Raw genomic sequence first — 15,536 nt, 5'->3', positions numbered from 1 at the left:
TTCCCGCTCACCGCCGCCCGCCGACCTCGTCGATATGGTGCAGCATATCGGCCGGGTCGTCGAAGATGCGGTAAGCACCGGCTTGCCGCAGTTCCTCATGTCCGTAGCCTCCGCTCAGCAAGCCGATGGCCAAGGCACGGCAGCGCACCGCCGCCAGCATATCCCAGATACTGTCGCCGACCACCACTGCCGTCTCGATCGGGGCGCCGAGCTGTTCGGCGGCGGCGAGAAAGAGATCCGGATCGGGCTTGGCATATTTGACGAGGTCTCGCGTCACGACCGGCACGACCGCCGGATCGACGCCGAGAGCGGCGAGATTGACGGCGGCCGTCTCCATCCGCCCGCTCGTGGCGATCGCATAGGAGATCTTCGCATCGGTGAGCCACGTTAGAAGCTCGCGCGCGCCGGGCAACGGTCGTATGCTGTCTGCCTGCCGCCTGTAAGCGTCGGCGTGGCGCTGACGCAATCGCGCAACCCTGTCACCGCTGATTTCCATGTTCGTTTCGCGCAAGAGCTGGTCGGCGAAGAGCCCGCCGCTCATGCCGATCTTGCGATGGATGCGCCAGACCGAAAGGTCGATCCCTTCCGCGTCGAGCGCTTCCTTCCAGGCAAGCACGTGCTGGTAGACGCTGTCGACGAGTGTGCCGTCCAGATCGAACAGGAAGACGGGTTCGATGCGCATGCTCTTTCTCCCGGTAACGGCCTTTGCGCGTCCGATCGGACGCACGGGCCATGGCGCCGTCACCTGCGAAAATATGGGTCAGGTTTCGCAGCCGAACAGACAGCCTGTCTACTTTTCCTTTGTGAACCCTGATCGCGTCTGCGTGCAAGTGCAACTACCCCATCGCATGGCGAATGGTTCTCGAAATCCGGGTCAGGAAGGCCGGCCGTGAGGAAGCGACGAGCTTCCATGAAAGGACCGCCTGCGCCATGCGCCGCGGCAGCAGCCCGACGGAGACGAACCAGGCTGCCAGCATGGCACGACGGCGCAGCGAGACGTTCATCTGCATGCTGGCGACGGCACCGTGAGCGGCGAGACCGAGCCTCGAATCCGCAGCCACCGGATGGCGTGCGCCGTCCACGCAGAGCGATGCAAGACGCTCCTCCAGATGCACCGGGTCGCGCAGGTTCGCTTTCGGCGAAACCGATAGACCGACATCGGCCGCCTGTTCGTTGAGGGCATGCAGTCGGTGAAAATCATGCTCCACCCTCCAGCGCGCCCTCTGCCCGAGTTTTTCGGCGAAAACAGAATGATTGCTGCCGTGCATTCGGTAGGCGCCGAGGCAGGCTTCGAGCGACGTCACCTTCCCGTAGAGCGGGGCGAGCGTGACAAGGTAGCCGTCTGCACCCTGCCGGAACTCGGCTTCCGGAACCGGCATGATGACATCGAGAGCCGAGCGTGCAAAAGCCAGTCCGCTGGTGACCGTCGTCTGGTATCGTGCGCGGCGCGCCAGTTGCGGCGTTACGTCACCGGAGTCGAACGGGACCTCGGGGGGCGGGAAGATGTCCTTGACGCGCAGATCCTCGTCCACCAGATGCAGCCGGAACTGCATCTGGGCCGTGTCGTCGCTCCACTGGGCAAGCAATTCGGAAACGGCAGCCGGGTAGAGATAGTCGTCGGCGTCGAGGAAGAGAACGATCGCCCCTCGACTTGCCGCAAAGCCGGTGTTGAAAGCGGCTGCGTGACCGCCATTTTCCTCCCGCAGGCGGGCCTTGATCCGTCCGCCGTAGGACGCGATCACCTCCGCCGACCCGTCGGTCGACGCATCGTCTACGACGATGACCTCGACCTGCGCGTGGTCCTGGTCGAGGGCGCTGTCGATCGCGCGGCTCAGGAACCGCGCATAATTGTAATTCGCTATGATGATGGAGACAGGAAGATGGTCTCGGATGGAATGCATCGCAGTGAACCTCGCTTTTCGGCTTTGGTCGCGGCGAACCTTCTCATGCAGGTCCTTGAGGGTGATGCCCGTCCCGAAAGCACAGCCTCTCGGGCTGTGGTGAAGACAACGGCGCGGTTGCGCCGGGCGGGCGGCGAAGATCGTGCTTGATCCTGCGTGAGCCTCCCCAGTTTTGTGGCATTTGAGTGACCGCTGCAGCGGCGGCACGCCGGTCTGCAGCCTTGCCGTGCCGATGATCGAGCGTATGCCCGGATAGGCAGCAAAGTGACCTCGGTTGACGCGCCTCCGGCGGCTGATATACCAGTTTTGCAGCCAAAACGACGCAGGGAGGAAGCCGCGTGGATGCCAGACACCCCAACTACATGAAGGTGATCGCCACGCGATTGACGGCGCGAGGCGCAACATTGCAGCCCGCGAACGCGATGCCGGTCGCAAGCACCGGACAAGCGGGTACCGGAAACGGATGGGCCTTCTGATGCGGCTTTCGAGAAAGACGATCGACCGCCTGCCGCCCACCGTCAAAAGGCCCGATTACGACCTCGGTCCAGTTACCGTCGGCATCGTACACCTCGGCATCGGTGCCTTTCATCGCGCGCACCAGGCGGCGTACACCGATGCGCTGCTCTCCGAGAATCCGTCCTGGGGCATCTGCGGCGTCTCGCTGCGCAGCCCGGAAACGCGCGACGCGCTTCAACCGCAGGACGGGCTCTACACCCTCGCCGTCCAGGACGGCGAAGGCTCCGATCTCGGCGTGATCGGCAGTGTCGTCGAGCTCCTTTGCGCGCCGGAGGACCCGGAAGCCGTTCTTCGCCGCATGGCAGACCCCGCCACGCGCATCGTGTCGCTGACGATCACCGAGAAGGGCTATTGCCACAATCCGGCAACCGGCACGCTCGACGAAGGCCACCCGGACATCGTTCACGATCTCGCAAACCCCGCGCGGCCGCGATCGGCAATCGGCTTCATCGTCGAGGCGATTTCGCGTCGCGTCAGCGCCGGTATCGCCCCCTTCACGCTGCTCTCCTGTGACAATCTTCCGGGGAACGGCCATGTCTTGAAGCGTATCGTCACGCAGTTCGCGGAACTGCGCGATCCGGCCCTCGCCGCCGTCATCCGCAACGTCGCGTCGCCTTCGACCATGGTGGACCGCATCGTTCCGGCCACCACCGACGGCGACCGGAGTGCGGTCGCCGCGGCAATGGGGTTCGAAGATGCCTGGCCGATCATGACCGAACCCTTCCGGCAATGGGTGATCGAGGAGGATTTCCCGCTCGGCCGCCCGGCATGGGAAAAGGCGGGAGCGCTCTTCGTCCAAGACGTCTCCGCCTTCGAGTTCATGAAGCTCCGGCTTCTGAACGGAAGCCATTCCACACTTGCCTATCTCGGCTATCTCGCCGGTGCCGAGACGGTGTCGGATGCCATGTCCCTTCCGGGCATGGAAGCTTTGGTCGAAGGGTTGATGCGCCACGAGGTGAGCCCCACCCTTCCGGAACTGCCCGGCTTCGACCTTCCGGCCTATCGGGCCGAACTCCTTCAGCGCTTTCGCAATCCGGCGCTTCGCCACCGCACCTGGCAGATCGCCATGGATGGCTCGCAGAAGCTGCCCCAGCGCCTCCTCGGCTCGATCAGGGACCGGCTGCACGCCGAGGCCGGCTATGACCGGCTCGCGCTCGGGGTCGCCGCCTGGATGCGGTATGCGCGCGGCCTGGACGAGGCGGGGCGTCCCATCGACGTGCGCGATCCGCATGCTGCCCGGATTGCCGGGCTTGCGCAGGGCATTGACGAGCCGGATCGCATCGTCGATGCCTTTCTGACGATGACGGACGTCTTCGGCACGGACCTTCCGGCGAGCGCTCCGTTTCGCGCCGCGCTGATCAAGGCGCTGGATGGACTCCTCCGGAACGGGTCGGCGGCAACGCTTCGAAGCTACGGGGCTTAGAGCGGGACGAGGCAAAAAAGTGTATCCGGTTTCCACCCGCGTCCCGCGTCTCAACTTCTTGGAACCGATCACGGTCCTGTTTGGTCGACCCGACTTAAAACATCGTGATCTAAGGACGGGCGAAGGAAGGCCATGTTCGATCTCAGCGGCAGGACGGCTCTGGTTACCGGCGGCGGACGCGGCCTCGGGCTGGAGATGGCGAAGGCGCTTGCCAGGGCCGGCGCCTGGACGGTGATCAACGGCCGCAACGGCCAAGGCCTTGAAGAGGCGCGTAAGCGGCTCCAAGGCGACGGTATCGAGATCGGGATTGCGGCCGGCGACATAACCCGCGATGCGCCGGCGATCATCGCCGCCACGGTCGAAAAGACTGGCGGACTCGACATTCTCATCCACGCGGTGGGCGAACGCGACCGCCGCGGGACGGAAGCGATGGAACCGCACGAATTTGCGGCTCTGTTGAACACCGACCTGACCGCGGCCTACGCCATGGCAAAGACCGCCCTTCCCTATCTCAGGCGCTCCGCGGCCGGTCGGCTGATCTTCGTGACCTCGATCGCCGCCTTCGCGGCGCGGGCCGGCGATCCCGCCTATACGGCGGCGAAGGGCGGGCTCGCCGCACTGACGCGCTCGCTCGCGGTCGAACTCGGCGCCGACAATCTCACCGTCAACGCGATCGCGCCCGGCTGGTTTGCGACCGAGACCAATGCGCATCTCGCAGCCGATCCGGCGCTCAAAGCCTTCGTCGACGTCCGCATTCCGCTGAAGCGCTGGGGGCGGCCGGAAGAGATCGCCCCCGCCGCCGTCTTCCTCGCCTCGCCGGCCGCGAGCTTCGTCAACGGAATCACGCTCACCGTCGACGGCGGAATGACCGTGCAGATGTGAGGATTGGTGGATGCCGGCAGGCCAGAGGGGGCAAGCTACCCCTCCTTCGCCTCCTCGTTCCCCCTGAGCAGATGGATCAGCGCGGAGAAATCCTCTGCCCCGTGACCGAGCTTCTCGAAAAGGCTGTAAAGCTGTGTCGCCTGTGCCCCCATCGGCGTCGCCGCACCGCTGGCGCTGGCCGCCTGCTGCGAGAGTTTCAGATCCTTGAGCATGAGGCTCGCGGCGAAACCGGGCTTGTAGCCACCATTGGCAGGCGAGGTCGGAACCGGGCCGGGCACCGGGCAATAGGTCGTCAGCGACCAGCACTGGCCCGACGAGGTAGAGGCCACGTCGAAGAGCGCCTGATGCGAGAGGCCGAGCCGTTCGGCGAGCACGAAGGCCTCGCAGACCGCCGCCATGGAAACGCCGAGGATCATATTGTTGCAGATCTTCGCCGCCTGGCCGGCGCCGGCGTCGCCGCAATGGACGATCTTCTTGCCCATGGCTTCGAGCAGGTGCTTGCCGCGCGAGAAGGCGCCCTCGCTCCCTCCGACCATGAAGGTCAGCGTAGCGGCCGCCGCCCCCGCCGTGCCGCCGGAAACAGGCGCGTCGAGCGAAGGGCAGCCAGCCCTTTCGGCAAGGCCGTGAACCTTGCGCGCGCTTTCGACGTCGATTGTCGAGCTGTCGATCAGAAGCGTGCCGGGATCGACGAAGCCGAGCAGTTCGTCCCACACATAAAGGACATGCGCGCTCGCCGGCAACATGGTGATGACGCATTCCATCTCACGCACGGCCTGGGCGATCGAGCCGGCGACCGAGACGCCCGTCTTGGCGGCGGCATTGCGCGAGGCTTCCGACAGATCGAAGCCGGCGACCGCGTGGCCCGCCTTCACCAGATTGGCGGCCATAGGTCCGCCCATGTTGCCAAGCCCGATAAAGGCGATCTTCGTCATCTTGCCTCTCCTCCTCAACTGAAACTGTCACGAACTGCCCCGCCTTATGCCTTCCCGGCGAAGAGCGGCGCGCCGTCATTCCTCCCGAAGCGGGCGAGCATCTCGGGGGTAGCCTCCGAAAGCCCGACCGACCATTTCGGATTCCTGTCCTTGTCGATCACCGCGGCCCTGACGCCCTCGTAGAAATCCGGGTTGGAAAGCATGGCGAGGGTGGCGGCATATTCCCGCTCGAGGCATTCGTTGAGCGTTGCGCTGGAGCGCCCTGCCCTTAGGAGCGACAGCGTCAGTTTGAGGCTGATCGCCGATCGGGTCTTCAGGAGTTCGAGCGTCTCGCGCGCGAAATCCGAACCGTCCTTCTCCAGTGCCGCGAGGATCTCCTCCACGGCATCGAAGGCGAAGCAGCGGTCGATGACGGACAGATGGTCGAGCAGGGCCGATGCCGGGGGCTCGCTCGAAACGGCGCGGATCGCCGCCGAAACGTCATCGGCCGTGGCCGAGGCAGAGAGCGAGGCGATGAGCTCGCCTATCCTCTCGGAGGGAACGAAACTGTCGGCGAGCCGCGCATGGATGACCGCCGCCGCACCGACATCGCGGCCCGTCAGCCCGAGATAGGTACCGAACTCGCCGGGCGCGCGCGGCAGGAGCCAGGTCGCGCCGACATCGGTGAAATAGCCGATCCCCGTTTCCGGCATGGCGAAGCGCGTCCTCTCGGTCACGATCCGATGGCTGCCATGGGAGGAAACGCCGACGCCGCCGCCCATCACGATCCCGTCCATGATCGCGATATAGGGCTTGGAATAGGCTGAAATTCGGCTGTTGACGATGAACTCCTCGCGCCAGAACTGCGCGCCCTCCTCAGGCCGTTCGCGGCCGCTTTCGTAGATCATCCGGATGTCGCCGCCGGCGCAGAGGCCCCGTTCGCCCTCGCCCGTGACAAGCACTGCGGCAATCTCCGGGTCGCGCTCGAACTCGGTCAGCGCCGCAGCGATCGCGCGGATCATCGTGCGATTGAGGCTGTTCAGTGCGCGGGGACGGTTGAGCCGCAGCCTGCCGATCGCGCCCTGGCGCTCGACAATGACCTCCGGAAGCGTGGTCTGCATCTCCATCGAAAATCCTTCCTAGTTCCGTCCCATGATCGCACGCGACACGATCAGCCGCATGATCTCGTTCGTACCTTCGAGTATCTGGTGCACCCTCAGGTCGCGGACAATCTTCTCGACGCCGTAGTCGGCGAGATAGCCGTAGCCGCCATGCAATTGCAGTGCGTCATTGGCGACAGCAAAGCAGCGATCTGTGACAAAACGTTTGGCCATCGCGCAGAGCTTCGGCGCCTCCGGGTCCGCCGCATCGAGGGCGCAGGCCGCCCGCCAGAGGAAGGTCCGAGCGATTTCCAGATCCGTCGCCATATCGGCGAGGCGGAACTGCAGCGCCTGGAATTCGCCGATCGCCTTCCCGAAGGCACGGCGCTCCTGGACATAGGCGAGCGCCTTGTCAAAAGCGGATTGCGCGCCGCCGAGCGATGCGGCGGCGATGTTGAGCCTGCCCCCGTCGAGACCGGCCATGGCGATCCTGAAGCCCTCGCCCTCGGCACCCAGCCGGTTCTCGACGGGAACGCGAACATTGTCGAGCATCACCGCCCGCGTGGGCTGGGCATGCCAGCCCATCTTCTTCTCATTGGCGCCGAAGGTGAGCCCAGGAGCGTCCTTCTCGACGACAAAGGCGGAGATCCCCTTCGGCCCTTCCTCGCCCGTGCGTGCCATGACGATATAAAGGCCGGACTCGCCGGCACCGGAAATGAACTGTTTCTGGCCGGTAAGCAGATAGGCGTCACCCTCGGGCACCGCCTTTGTCTTGAGCGCGGCCGCGTCCGAGCCGGAGCCGGGCTCCGTCAGGCAATAGCTCGCCAGGACGTCCATCGTGAGAAGCGGCGGAAGCAGGCGCCGGCGCTGCGCGTCCGTGCCGTAGCGATCGATCATGCCGGCGCACATATTGTGGATCGAAACGAAGGAGGCGATCGCGGGGCAGCCGGTCGCGAGCGCCTCGATGATCATTGCCGCGTCGAGACGGGTAAGTCCCGTTCCGCCGACGTCGTCGCTGACATAGATGCCGGCCATTCCGAGCGCGGCCGCCGCGCGCAAAGTCTCCACCGGAAAATGCTTCTGCTGGTCCCAGTCGATTGCGTGGGGCGCGATCTCGTCCCGGGCAAAATCGAGCGCCATCGTGCGGATGGCCTGCTGTTCCTCGGAAAGGCGAAAATCCATATGCATGTCCTCCCTGACCCGCATATCGCTGCTGCAATGCTTAGTTACAGCAAAACCCGCACAGGCACAGACGCAAATGCACACAGTATCTGTTCAGAAACGAACAGGACGCTAGGCGCGGCTCTACGTCTCGCTAAGACGATACGGCAGAGCGCCGCGCATGTCATGATCGACGATGAGCTTGCGCTTCAGCGGCGGCACCGCACGGCTCGCACATCTGGTGCGCTCGCAGATGCGGCAGGAAATGCCGATCGGATCGTAGGCGGCGCGGTTCCCGAGATCCATGTCGTCGGCATAAACGAAGGCATCGGCGTAAGAGATTTCGCAGCCCAGCGCCAAGGCATAGCGGGGATGCGCGGCCCGGTAGCCGCCGCCGCCCTTGGTGATCTGGGTCGCGAGACAGAGGTAGCGCACGCCGTCCGGCGTCTCCGCAAGCTGGCGGATGATCCGGCCCGGCGTCTCGAAGGCCTGATGCACGTTCCAGAGCGGGCAGGCCGCGCCGAAGCGGGCGAATTGCAGCTTGGCGGCACTGTGGCGCTTGGTGATGTTGCCGGCCCGGTCGATCCGCGCGAAGAAGATCGGAATACCCTTCTGCCCCGGCCGCTGCAGCGTCGAAAGCCGGTGGCAGACCTGCTCCAGCGAGGCACCGAAACGGGCAGCAAGAAGCTCGACATCGTGGCGCAGGTCGCGTGCGGCTTTCGAGAACGGCTGGTAGGGGAGGATCAAGGCGCCCGCAAAATAGTTCTGCAGACCGATGCGGCAGATCTCATAGGCTTCCTCCGTTCGGAAGCCGGCGCTTCCCGCCACCCGGTCGATCTCCTCGCGGGCGTACATCTGTGCGATCTGCAACGCGAGCTGGAAGTCGCGTGTCGCCGCCGGCGCGTAAGGATTGAGCGTGAGTAGGCGGGCGCGGGGATCGAAACGGCGGATCGCCTCGTCACCCGCTGCCCCGCGCAAGACACGTATCCCGTGGCGCGCCTCCAGATAGGTGGCGAGGGCCGCATGGTTGTCGCCATCGCCGAGGCCGAGCTCGCCCGCAAGCGTCTCGGCGAGCGTATCGATTTCATGAATATAGTTGTCGACGAAATGGAAGAAGTCGCGCACCTCTTCATAGGGCGTCGTCTCCACCAGGGACGCACCACGGCCGATCGTGTCGTCGATGCTGGCGAGCTGCTCGCTGTTGCGCCGATAGGCCTGATGACAGGAGATCAGCGCATGGGCGAGCCCCGGCGCATTCTGGGCGACGAGCTTCAGCTCCTGCAGGCTCGGCGAATAGGTTTCGAAGAGCGGGTCGCTCAAAGCTTCCGACAGTGCCGAGAGCAATCGGTCGCTTTCGCCCGAGGATAGTTCGGCGATGTCGATCTGGAACTTCTCCGCCAGTGCGAGCAGCACCGCCGCGGACACGGGACGCTGATTGTTCTCGATCTGATTGAGATAGCTCGTCGAAATTCCGATGCGCTCGGCGAACTGCCCCTGCGTCAGTCGCTTGCCATCCCTGAGATCCCTGACCTTGCGGCCGATATAGAGCTTCCCGATCGCCATCTTTGCACTCGTATTCGCAACTTTGCAGTTTGCGCTTCGCAATTTTATATATTCCACATTTGCACATCATCGGCGGTTTTTCCATCAGGCCTTCGGCGCTATTGCGAAGGCAGGCAAGCCTCTGCACAATCAGCAAAAATGGAGGAGAGCGATGCGCGCCGTACTTGAACAGGTGGAAGCCCGCCGGGCCGAAGCGAGGGCGGGCGGCGGTGAACGCCGCGTCGCGGCGCAGCACGGCAAGGGCAAGCTGACGGCACGCGAGCGCATCGACGTGCTTCTCGACGAGGCCTCCTTCGAAGAATACGACATGTATGTGACGCATCGCAGCGTCGATTTCGGCATGGCTGGCCAGAAGATCCCCGGCGACGGCGTTGTCACCGGCTGGGGCACCATCAACGGCCGCCAGGTCTATGTCTTCAGCCAGGACTTCACGGTCCTCGGCGGCTCCCTCTCCGAGACGCATGCCCAAAAGATCTGCAAGATCATGGATATGGCCGCGCGCAACGGTGCGCCGGTGATCGGCCTCAACGATTCCGGCGGCGCGCGCATCCAGGAGGGCGTGGCGTCGCTTGCCGGCTATGCCGAGGTCTTCCGCCGCAATGCAGAGGTGTCGGGCGTCATTCCGCAGATCTCGGTGATCATGGGTCCCTGCGCCGGCGGCGCGGTCTACTCGCCGGCGATGACCGACTTCATCTTCATGGTCCGCGACAGTTCCTACATGTTCGTGACCGGTCCCGACGTCGTGAAGACGGTCACCAATGAGATTGTCACCGCGGAAGAGCTCGGCGGCGCCCGCACGCACACGACGAAATCCTCGGTCGCCGACGGCGCCTATGAAAACGATGTCGAGGCGCTCGAGCATGTCCGCCTGCTCTTCGATTTCCTGCCGCTGAACAACCGCGAGAAGCCGCCGGTGCGGCCGTTCCATGACGATCCCTCACGTATCGAAATGCGGCTCGACAGCCTGATCCCGGACAGTGCCGCCAAGCCATACGACATGAAGGAATTGATCCTCGCCATTGCCGACGAGGGCGATTTCTTTGAGCTCCAGGCAAGCTTCGCCCGCAACATCATAACCGCCTTCATCCGCATCGAAGGCCAGACCGTCGGCGTCGTCGCCAACCAGCCGATGGTTCTCGCCGGCTGCCTCGACATCGACTCTTCGCGCAAGGCCGCGCGTTTCGTCCGCTTCTGCGACGCCTTCTCGATCCCGATTCTGACACTCGTCGACGTGCCCGGCTTCCTGCCCGGCACGGCCCAGGAATATGGCGGCGTCATCAAGCACGGCGCCAAGCTGCTCTTCGCCTATAGCCAGGCGACGGTCCCCATGGTGACGCTGATCACGCGCAAGGCCTATGGCGGCGCCTATGACGTCATGGCCTCCAAGCACATCGGCGCCGACGTGAACTACGCCTGGCCGACGGCCGAGATCGCCGTGATGGGTGCCAAGGGCGCGACCGAAATCCTCTACCGTTCCGAGCTCGGCGATCCCGAGAAGATCGCAGCCCGGACGAAGGAATACGAAGAGCGCTTCGCCAATCCCTTCGTCGCCGCCGAGAGAGGCTTCATCGACGAGGTGATCATGCCGCACTCCTCCCGCCGCCGCATCGCCCGCGCCTTCGCCTCCCTGCGCAACAAGCAGGTCGAGACCCGCTGGCGCAAGCACGACACCATCCCGCTTTGACGGGAGAACCCGATGGGAAACATGTTCAAGAAGATCCTCATCGCCAATCGTGGTGAAATCGCCTGCCGCGTCATCCGCACCGCGAAGAAGCTCGGCATAGCGACAGCTGCCGTCTATTCGGATGCCGACCGCGACGCAATGCATGTACGCATGGCGGATGAGGCCGTCCATATCGGCCCCTCCCCCTCCAGCCAGTCCTACATCGTCATCGAGAATATCCTCTCGGCGATCCGCAGGAGCGGGGCCGATGCCGTTCACCCCGGCTACGGCTTCCTCTCCGAAAACCCCGCCTTCGCCGAGGCTCTGGAGAAGGAAGGCGTGACCTTCATCGGTCCGCCGGTCGGGGCGATCGAGGCGATGGGCGACAAGATCACCTCGAAGAAGCTCGCCGCGGAAGCGGGCGTTTCCACCGTTCCCGGCCATATGGGGCTGATCGAGGATGCGGACGAGGCCGCGCGCATCGCCGCTGAGATCGGCTTTCCGGTGATGATCAAGGCTTCCGCCGGCGGCGGCGGCAAGGGCATGCGGATCGCCTGGAACGAGCGCGAGGCACGAGAGGGTTTCCAGTCGTCGAAGAACGAGGCGAAAAGCTCCTTCGGCGACGACCGCATCTTCATCGAGAAATTCGTGACCGAGCCCCGCCACATCGAGATCCAGGTGCTCGGCGACAAACATGGCAATATCGTCTATCTCGGTGAGCGCGAATGCTCGATCCAGCGGCGGAACCAGAAGGTCATCGAGGAGGCGCCCTCGCCCTTCCTCGACGAGAAGACACGCCGCGCCATGGGCGAGCAGGCGGTCGCGCTGGCAAAGGCCGTCGGCTATCACTCGGCCGGCACGGTCGAGTTCATCGTGGACGCCGGCCGCAACTTCTACTTTCTCGAGATGAACACCCGGCTGCAGGTCGAGCATCCCGTGACGGAACTCGTTACCGGCCTCGATCTGGTCGAGCAGATGATCCGCGTCGCGGCCGGCGAGAAGTTGGCTTTCACCCAGAAAGACGTGAAGCTCGACGGCTGGGCAATTGAAAGCCGGCTCTATGCGGAAGACCCCTATCGCAACTTCCTCCCCTCGATCGGCCGGCTGACGCGCTATCGTCCGCCGGAGGAAGGCGTGCAGGCCGACGGTACCGTCATCCGCAACGACACCGGCGTCTGCGAGGGCGGCGAGATCTCGATGTACTACGATCCGATGATCGCCAAGCTCTGCACCTGGGGACCGGATCGACCGACGGCCGTGCGCGCGATGGCGGGTGCACTCGACGCGTTCGAAGTCGAAGGGATCGGCCATAACCTGCCCTTCCTCTCGGCCGTGATGCAGCAGGACCGTTTCCGCGAGGGACGGCTGACCACCGCCTATATCGCCGAGGAATTCAAGGAGGGGTTTCAAGGGGTGGCGCCGGACGAGACTTCGGCACGCAAGCTTGCCGCCGTCGCGGCTACGGTCAACCAGACGCTCCAGGAGCGCGCCAGCCGGATTTCCGGCACAATCGGCAACCACCGCCGGATCGTCGGCCATGAATGGGTGGCGAGCCTCGACGGGCACGACATTCGGATCACATGCGAGGCTTCCGCCGACGGGACCTATGTCCGCTTTGCCGACGGGACATCCGTTTCCGTCGCAACCGACTGGGCGCCCGGCCGCACCCGCGCCGCTTTCAATATCGACAATCAGCCCATGAGCGTGAAGGTCGAGCTCGCCGGCCCGGGCATAAGGTTGCGTTGGCGAGGGATCGACGTCGTCGCAAGGGTCAGAAGCCCTCGCGTCGCCGAGCTCGCCCGCCTGATGCCGAAGAAGCTTCCGCCCGACACGTCCAAGATGCTGCTCTGCCCAATGCCCGGGGTGGTGACCTCGATCAGCGTCAAGCCCGGCGACACGGTCGAGGCCGGACAGGCGATTGCCGTCGTCGAGGCGATGAAGATGGAGAATATACTGCGGGCGGAAAAGCGTGCGATCGTGAAGCGCGTGGCGATCGAAGCCGGCGCGAGCCTCGCGGTGGACGAGTTGATCATGGAGTTCGAGTGATGGTGCAGCGTTGAGGAGGCGCTGAGATGCCTCCGTAAGGAGCGGCAGCTTTGCCCCTCACCCTAGCCCTCTCCCCGCACGCGGGGAGAGGGACTTAAGACTGCGCCGCGAGTCTCCTTCGCTCCGCTTGCGGGGAGAAGGTGCCGGCAGGCGGATGAGGGGCTTGCAGTTTCATCGGTACCGATGAGGGCCAAGCCCCGGCCAAAGCTATTCGGAGTGAAACAATGACCGAAAAGACCATCAAGGACTGGGAAGCCCTTGCCGAGAAAGAACTCAAGGCCTCCCCCGAAAGCCTCGTCTGGCACACGCCGGAGGGCATCGACGTCAAGCCGCTCTATACGAGCGACGACATCTCCGGCATCGGTCACCTGAACGCGCTCCCCGGCTTCGAACCCTTCGTGCGCGGCCCGCGGGCCACCATGTATGCCGGCCGGCCCTGGACGATCCGGCAATATGCCGGCTTCTCGACGGCCGAGGCGTCCAACGCCTTCTATCGCAGGAACCTCGCCGCCGGCCAGCAGGGCGTCTCGGTCGCCTTCGATCTCGCCACGCACCGCGGCTATGACAGCGACCACCCGCGCGTCGAAGGGGATGTCGGCAAGGCCGGGGTCGCGATCGACTCGGTGGAGGACATGAAGATCCTGTTCGACGGCATCCCGCTCGACAGGATTTCGGTGTCCATGACCATGAACGGTGCGGTGATCCCGATCCTCGCCTCCTTCATCGTTGCCGGCGAGGAACAGGGCGTCAGCCGCGACAAGCTCTCCGGGACCATCCAGAACGACATCCTCAAGGAGTTCATGGTCCGCAACACCTACATCTATCCGCCGGAACCCTCGATGCGGATCGTCGCCGACATCATCGAATATACCGCGAAGGAGATGCCGAAGTTCAATTCGACCTCGATCTCCGGTTATCACATGCAGGAGGCCGGCGCGACGCTCGTGCAGGAACTCGCCTTCACCCTTGCCGACGGGCGCGAATATGTGCGCGCGGCACTCGCCAAGGGGCTGAACGTCGACGACTTCGCCGGCCGGCTCTCCTTCTTCTTCGCAATCGGCATGAACTTCTTCATGGAGGCGGCGAAGCTGCGCGCCGCGCGGCTCCTCTGGACGCGGATCATGAAGGAGTTCAAGCCCGAGAAGGCGTCCTCCCTGATGCTGCGGACCCATTGCCAGACGTCGGGCGTGTCGCTTCAGGAACAGGACCCCTATAACAATATCGTCCGCACCGCCTTCGAGGCGATGTCCGCCGTGCTCGGCGGCACGCAATCGCTTCACACCAATTCCTTCGACGAGGCGATGGCGCTTCCGACGGATTTTTCAGCCCGCATCGCCCGCAACACGCAATTGATCCTGCAGCACGAGACCGGCGTGACGAAGGTCGTCGACCCGCTTGCCGGCTCCTATTACGTCGAGAGCCTGACGAACGAGCTTGCCGAAAAGGCCTGGGCCCTGATCGAGGAAGTGGAGGCGCTGGGCGGCATGACGAAGGCCGTCAATGCCGGCCTGCCGAAGCGGCTGATCGAAGAGGCCGCGACCCGACGGCAAGCCGCCGTAGACCGCGGCGAGGAGGTCATCGTCGGCGTCAACCGGTACCGGCTCGAGAACGAGCAGCCGATCGACATTCTCCAGATCGACAATGCCGCGGTTCGGGCGGCTCAGATCAAGCGGATCGAGGAGACGAGGCGCCGGCGGGACTCACGGAAGATGAAGGAAGCGCTGGACGCGCTGGCCGACGTGGCGCGCAGCGGCAAGGGCAATCTGCTCGCCGCCGCCGTCGAGGCCGCCCGGGCGCGCGCCACCGTCGGCGAAATCACCGATGCCATGCGGGAGGCTTTCGGCGATTACACCGCCATTCCGGAAGTCGTCACCGACATCTACGGCAAGGCTTATGAAGGAGATCCGGAACTCGGCGTACTCGCCGGGCGGCTCGGGGAAGCGACGAAGCGGCTCGGCCACAAGCCGAAGATCATGGTAGCCAAGCTCGGCCAGGACGGACACGACCGCGGCGCCAAGGTGATCGCATCCGCCTTCGGCGATATCGGCTTCGATGTCGTCGCAGGCCCCTTGTTCCAGACGCCGGAAGAAGCCGCCGATCTGGCGCTCGCCGAAGAGGTCACCGTAATCGGCGTTTCATCGCTTGCCGCCGGCCACAGGACGCTGATGCCGCAACTCGCAGAGGCACTGAAGAAGCGCGGCGGCGAGGACATTATCGTCGTCTGCGGCGGTGTCATTCCCCGGCAGGACTATGATTATCTGATGGAGAACGGCGTCGCCGCCGTCTTCGGACCCGGCACCCAGGTGCTCGACGCCGCGCGCGCCGTGCTGGATCTGATCGAAGGCAGGCGGCGAAACGTGTAGTCCGCGC

Annotated in this window: 11 protein-coding genes; 5 read left to right on the top strand and 6 right to left on the bottom strand. The window is 64.5% G+C overall.

Features of this window, described 5'->3' with window-relative positions; genetic code table 11:
- Positions 1 to 7: 7 nt before the first annotated feature.
- A complete protein-coding gene (locus tag ACFHWW_RS00495; RefSeq protein ID WP_379937000.1) occupies positions 8 to 682 on the bottom strand; it encodes an HAD family hydrolase in 675 nt (224 codons plus the stop codon).
- Positions 683 to 836: 154 nt separating this feature from the next.
- On the bottom strand, positions 837 to 1,901 hold the full coding sequence (locus ACFHWW_RS00490; protein ID WP_275599432.1) for a glycosyltransferase family 2 protein: 1,065 nt from the start codon (positions 1,899 to 1,901) through the stop codon (positions 837 to 839).
- A 463-nt stretch (positions 1,902 to 2,364) separates the two neighbouring features.
- Between ACFHWW_RS00490 and ACFHWW_RS00485 the strand changes: the two genes are divergently transcribed.
- Complete coding sequence (locus ACFHWW_RS00485; protein ID WP_379936998.1) at positions 2,365 to 3,840, top strand: mannitol dehydrogenase family protein; 1,476 nt, start codon at positions 2,365 to 2,367, stop codon at positions 3,838 to 3,840.
- 132 nt (positions 3,841 to 3,972) lie between these two features.
- The gene (locus tag ACFHWW_RS00480; RefSeq protein ID WP_018096181.1) at positions 3,973 to 4,722 is read left to right on the top strand and encodes an SDR family oxidoreductase; all 750 of its coding nucleotides are present in this window, start codon (positions 3,973 to 3,975) and stop codon (positions 4,720 to 4,722) included.
- Positions 4,723 to 4,757: 35 nt separating this feature from the next.
- On the opposite strand, the gene mmsB is transcribed toward ACFHWW_RS00480, so the two are convergent.
- The 4 genes from mmsB to ACFHWW_RS00460 form a co-directional block, all read right to left on the bottom strand.
- Positions 4,758 to 5,654, bottom strand: a complete 897-nt coding sequence (gene mmsB / locus ACFHWW_RS00475) for a 3-hydroxyisobutyrate dehydrogenase (RefSeq protein ID WP_018096180.1) — start codon at positions 5,652 to 5,654, stop codon at positions 4,758 to 4,760.
- Positions 5,655 to 5,698: 44 nt separating this feature from the next.
- Positions 5,699 to 6,760, bottom strand: a complete 1,062-nt coding sequence (locus ACFHWW_RS00470; protein WP_379936997.1) for an enoyl-CoA hydratase/isomerase family protein — start codon at positions 6,758 to 6,760, stop codon at positions 5,699 to 5,701.
- A gap of 12 nt (positions 6,761 to 6,772) precedes the next feature.
- Positions 6,773 to 7,915, bottom strand: a complete 1,143-nt coding sequence (locus ACFHWW_RS00465) for an isobutyryl-CoA dehydrogenase (RefSeq protein ID WP_379936996.1) — start codon at positions 7,913 to 7,915, stop codon at positions 6,773 to 6,775.
- Positions 7,916 to 8,038: 123 nt separating this feature from the next.
- Positions 8,039 to 9,457, bottom strand: coding sequence for a short-chain fatty acyl-CoA regulator family protein (locus tag ACFHWW_RS00460; RefSeq protein ID WP_379936995.1), 1,419 nt, complete (start codon positions 9,455 to 9,457; stop codon positions 8,039 to 8,041).
- 151 nt (positions 9,458 to 9,608) lie between these two features.
- Between ACFHWW_RS00460 and ACFHWW_RS00455 the strand changes: the two genes are divergently transcribed.
- From ACFHWW_RS00455 to scpA, 3 genes are all read left to right on the top strand, one after another.
- A complete protein-coding gene (locus tag ACFHWW_RS00455) occupies positions 9,609 to 11,141 on the top strand; it encodes an acyl-CoA carboxylase subunit beta (protein WP_379936994.1) in 1,533 nt (510 codons plus the stop codon).
- 12 nt (positions 11,142 to 11,153) lie between these two features.
- Positions 11,154 to 13,166 (top strand): acetyl-CoA carboxylase biotin carboxylase subunit, encoded by a 2,013-nt coding sequence (locus tag ACFHWW_RS00450; protein WP_379936993.1) that lies wholly within the window; start codon positions 11,154 to 11,156, stop codon positions 13,164 to 13,166.
- Positions 13,167 to 13,390: 224 nt separating this feature from the next.
- Positions 13,391 to 15,529 (top strand): methylmalonyl-CoA mutase, encoded by a 2,139-nt coding sequence (scpA, locus tag ACFHWW_RS00445; RefSeq protein WP_379936992.1) that lies wholly within the window; start codon positions 13,391 to 13,393, stop codon positions 15,527 to 15,529.
- Positions 15,530 to 15,536 lie beyond the last annotated feature (7 nt).

Origin of the sequence: Sinorhizobium sp. P24N7 (genome assembly GCF_042436655.1) — a bacterium.
Classification (GTDB): domain Bacteria; phylum Pseudomonadota; class Alphaproteobacteria; order Rhizobiales; family Rhizobiaceae; genus Sinorhizobium; species Sinorhizobium meliloti_A.
The sequence above is the reverse complement of the archived record's forward strand: the minus strand, read 5'-3'. Positions and strand labels throughout refer to the sequence as shown.

Excerpts from the sequence above, each read along its gene's own strand:
- ACFHWW_RS00495 (WP_379937000.1), bottom strand. The coding sequence starts at position 682 with ATGCGCATCGAACCCGTCTTCCTGTTCGATCTGGACGGCACACTCGTC.
- ACFHWW_RS00490 (WP_275599432.1), bottom strand. The coding sequence starts at position 1,901 with ATGCATTCCATCCGAGACCATCTTCCTGTCTCCATCATCATAGCGAAT.
- ACFHWW_RS00485 (WP_379936998.1), top strand. The coding sequence starts at position 2,365 with ATGGGCCTTCTGATGCGGCTTTCGAGAAAGACGATCGACCGCCTGCCG.
- ACFHWW_RS00480 (WP_018096181.1), top strand. The coding sequence starts at position 3,973 with ATGTTCGATCTCAGCGGCAGGACGGCTCTGGTTACCGGCGGCGGACGC.
- mmsB (WP_018096180.1), bottom strand. The coding sequence starts at position 5,654 with ATGACGAAGATCGCCTTTATCGGGCTTGGCAACATGGGCGGACCTATG.
- ACFHWW_RS00470 (WP_379936997.1), bottom strand. The coding sequence starts at position 6,760 with ATGGAGATGCAGACCACGCTTCCGGAGGTCATTGTCGAGCGCCAGGGC.
- ACFHWW_RS00465 (WP_379936996.1), bottom strand. The coding sequence starts at position 7,915 with ATGGATTTTCGCCTTTCCGAGGAACAGCAGGCCATCCGCACGATGGCG.
- ACFHWW_RS00460 (WP_379936995.1), bottom strand. The coding sequence starts at position 9,457 with ATGGCGATCGGGAAGCTCTATATCGGCCGCAAGGTCAGGGATCTCAGG.
- ACFHWW_RS00455 (WP_379936994.1), top strand. The coding sequence starts at position 9,609 with ATGCGCGCCGTACTTGAACAGGTGGAAGCCCGCCGGGCCGAAGCGAGG.
- ACFHWW_RS00450 (WP_379936993.1), top strand. The coding sequence starts at position 11,154 with ATGGGAAACATGTTCAAGAAGATCCTCATCGCCAATCGTGGTGAAATC.
- scpA (WP_379936992.1), top strand. The coding sequence starts at position 13,391 with ATGACCGAAAAGACCATCAAGGACTGGGAAGCCCTTGCCGAGAAAGAA.